Origin of the sequence: Lysinibacillus sp. 54212 (assembly GCF_036662795.1) — a bacterium.
Taxonomy (GTDB): Bacteria; Bacillota; Bacilli; order Bacillales_A; family Planococcaceae; genus Lysinibacillus_B.
Map to the genome: position 1 here is coordinate 1 of NZ_JBAFWZ010000058.1, position 3015 is coordinate 3015.

The 3015-nt window shown below is 35.8% G+C and carries 3 protein-coding genes; 2 read left to right on the top strand and 1 reads right to left on the bottom strand.

Going from position 1 to position 3015, the window contains the following annotated elements; all coding sequences use genetic code 11:
* Window positions 1–246: 246 nt before the first annotated feature.
* Entirely contained in the window at window positions 247–1149 is a 903-nt protein-coding gene (locus tag V4T18_RS18190) for a DMT family transporter (protein ID WP_332651860.1), read from the bottom strand.
* An 86-nt stretch (window positions 1150–1235) separates the two neighbouring features.
* Here V4T18_RS18190 and V4T18_RS18195 point away from each other — a divergent pair, with 86 nt between their 5' ends.
* Both V4T18_RS18195 and V4T18_RS18200 read left to right on the top strand, forming a co-directional pair.
* Complete coding sequence (locus V4T18_RS18195; RefSeq protein ID WP_332651862.1) at window positions 1236–1958, top strand: MgtC/SapB family protein; 723 nt, start codon at window positions 1236–1238, stop codon at window positions 1956–1958.
* Window positions 1959–1971: 13 nt separating this feature from the next.
* On the top strand, window positions 1972–2949 hold the full coding sequence (locus V4T18_RS18200; protein WP_332651864.1) for a cation diffusion facilitator family transporter: 978 nt from the start codon (window positions 1972–1974) through the stop codon (window positions 2947–2949).
* The last annotated feature ends 66 nt before the right edge of the window (window positions 2950–3015 follow it).

Consider the following 3015-nt stretch of genomic DNA (forward strand, 5'->3'; position numbering starts at 1 on the left):
ATACACAAAAACATTTGCTGGCATCAATTTTGATGTCCAAAATTTTTGTTTCATGATTTAACATGAAACTTTATGGTTAACGTTTTGCTTGTTCAGTTTTCAAGGTTCATTTCGTTACCTCGTATTGCAGAGGCGACTTTCTAAATATATCTCATCCGTTCGAGCTTGTCAACACTATTCCAAAATATTTTTCTTAGTGTTTCCGTCTCGTTAAGGACAAGTAATAATATACACCACTGAGAAAAGTTATGCAATAGTTTTTTTTAAAAAACTTTTCACTCTTTTAAAATCCACTACAAACATTGAGATACCAACAATAACAATAAAGCCTCCAATTAACTGCGACATCACTAATTGCTCATTAAATATAAGCAAAGCTAAAAGAGCCGCTCCTACCGGTTCGAATAATATAGCGATTGATATAACATTAGTACTCACCCATTTAATAGACCAATTAAACAAAGTATGACCTAAAAGATTAGGGATAATAGCTAGCAATAAAAACAATAACCACTCCTGTTTATCGTAAGGACCAAATGATTGTCCCATAATTATCACATAGAAAAACAAACAGATTGTACTTACACTATAAACAACCATTGTATACGTAATTAAAGACAGCCGTTTCCGAACGTCTTGTCCGAACAATAAATAGCCCGTTATAAGAGCACAAGCAATTATTGCCAAAACATCTCCATATAAAGCTGATCCACTTATTCGAAAATCTCCCCAACTAATCAATACACTGCCAAAAATTGCTACTATACCTGCTATAATAGAATTCAACGATATTTGTTCTTTAAAGAACAAATAGGTACCGACAAACGCAAACAACGGCTGCATTGTAACTAATACCGTTGAGCTCGCAACAGACGTATAGTCTAATGATTCAAACCATAGGATAAAGTGAAATGCCAAAAATAATCCCGCAATAAAGGAAAAAAGCCAATCTCTTTTATTCAATAACTTTAACTCTGAGCGGTATTTCATTATAAAAATAGGGCTCATGATTAACACAGAAAATAACATCCTGTAAAAAGCAATGACCCCAGACTCAGCATTAGCTAATTTTACGAAAATTGCAGATAGCGAAACAGATAGGACACCAATAACAATCGGAATGTATGGATTTATCACCGGTTTGCTCATACATAAACCTCCACCTTATACTTCGATTCTTACTATTACATATTCTTAAATGATTCTCAATCCGAAATATTTGAAAGGATGATCTTATGGATTTTTTATTCAATGACACATCATCACTAGAAGTCATTATTAAGCTCGTAATTGCTGGAACGTTAAGTTTGATTATCGGAATAGAAAGGGAATTAAAGAAGAAACCCGTGGGCTTAAAAACAAGCTTAGTTATCGCAACATTTAGCTGTTTACTAACAATTGTCTCAATCGATACAGCATATACTACTCCACCTAGAGGAGACATTAATATTACTATGGACCCTTTACGATTAGCAGCACAGGTTGTGAGTGGAATCGGCTTTCTAGGAGCGGGGGTTATATTACGGAAAGGAAATGACAGCATTACCGGTTTGACTACAGCTGCAATGATTTGGGGCGCTGCTGGTATTGGAATCGCTGTTGGAGCTGGCTTTTACATACAAGCATTGATAACAGTTATAGTTGTTGTCATTGGAATTGAATTAATTGCCCCTTTTTTAATTAAGATCGGACCTAAACGATTACGAATGCGTGAAGTCTCTTTAAAGGTACATATTAATAATGTAGACAATATTTCCACTTTGCTAGCTAAAATGAAAGAAAACAAAATGGTTGTTGAAAATATTTGTATTAAAGACATCCCAATTGCAGACAATAAGTTTTGGCACGAGGTTGATATTCGCTTCGCCACATTAATTTCAAAAGATACCATTTCAATATATAACACACTTCATTCTCTGGAATATGTTGAAAAAATTGAAATTGAATATGTTGCATAACGGAGGTTTGTAAATGGGTGAAATATTACAATTGTTAAAAGGAGGAAATAAACCTTCCTTAATTGCGGCATTTGTTAATTTTCTTTTAGGAGCAATTAAGGGTTTTGCTTTTTTCTTTACCGGCAACGTCGCAATGTTTGCTGAAATGATGCACTCGTTTGGTGATGCAGCGAATCAGTTTTTTGTTTTTATCGGTTCCGCCCTATCTAAGAAGGCTCCTACAAAACGTTATCCTAATGGATTTGGTCGAGTTGTCAATCTCGTTTGTTTAGGGGCCGTTTTAATTGTTGCTATTTTATCGTATGAGACAGTTAAGGAAGGCTGGCACCATTTTTTACACCCTACAGAAAATTCCAACGGTATACTCATTGCTTTAGGTGTTCTATTACTCGGATTCTTTTTAGAGCTTTTCGTGTTGCATAAAGCAGCGAAGGAAATATTACATGAAGTCGGAATAGAGAATGGCGGCCTTATGTCTATCCCAAAATCTGTCCCTTATTTAAATCGCGCAAAGCCAGCCACAAAACTTGTATGGATGGAAGATTTAGTAGCTACTAGCGGGAATGTGCTAGCATTTTTAGCAATTGTCATCGCTTACTTCACTGGTTTTTATCAAATTGAAGGATTAGTTTCTATGATTATCGGGTTTATGATGTTTTATGTTGTTGGTCGTGTTTTTCTCGATAATACTCGTGGTGCAATTGGGGAAACCGACGAGGAAATGCTAGTGCATATCGGCAATCTAGTACTGGCGGACCCTCATGTTTATGATATTGCACGACTTGAGGTTATTAAAGAAGGAGAATTCCTACACGTTGAGCTTGTTGCGGAGACGAATCCCGATCTTTCACTTGCTTACTTAGATGATGTACGTGATCATTTAACCCAGCTGTTACTAAGTCAAAAAGGGGTAGCAAAAGTTACAATAGCATTTGATGAGGAAGATGAAGTAACGAACTGGAAGCCTCATGATAATACAGAGAATAATTAGAACCCTCGCACTTTAAAGTGTACCCTTTGTAAAGGACATTTTGAAAAAAGCCTAGGCAACTTGTTG

What these genes read in the sequence shown, in the direction of transcription:
- V4T18_RS18190 (WP_332651860.1), bottom strand. Translation starts at nt 1,149, where the DNA reads ATGAGCAAACCGGTGATAAATCCATACATTCCGATTGTTATTGGTGTC.
- V4T18_RS18195 (WP_332651862.1), top strand. Translation starts at nt 1,236, where the DNA reads ATGGATTTTTTATTCAATGACACATCATCACTAGAAGTCATTATTAAG.
- V4T18_RS18200 (WP_332651864.1), top strand. Translation starts at nt 1,972, where the DNA reads ATGGGTGAAATATTACAATTGTTAAAAGGAGGAAATAAACCTTCCTTA.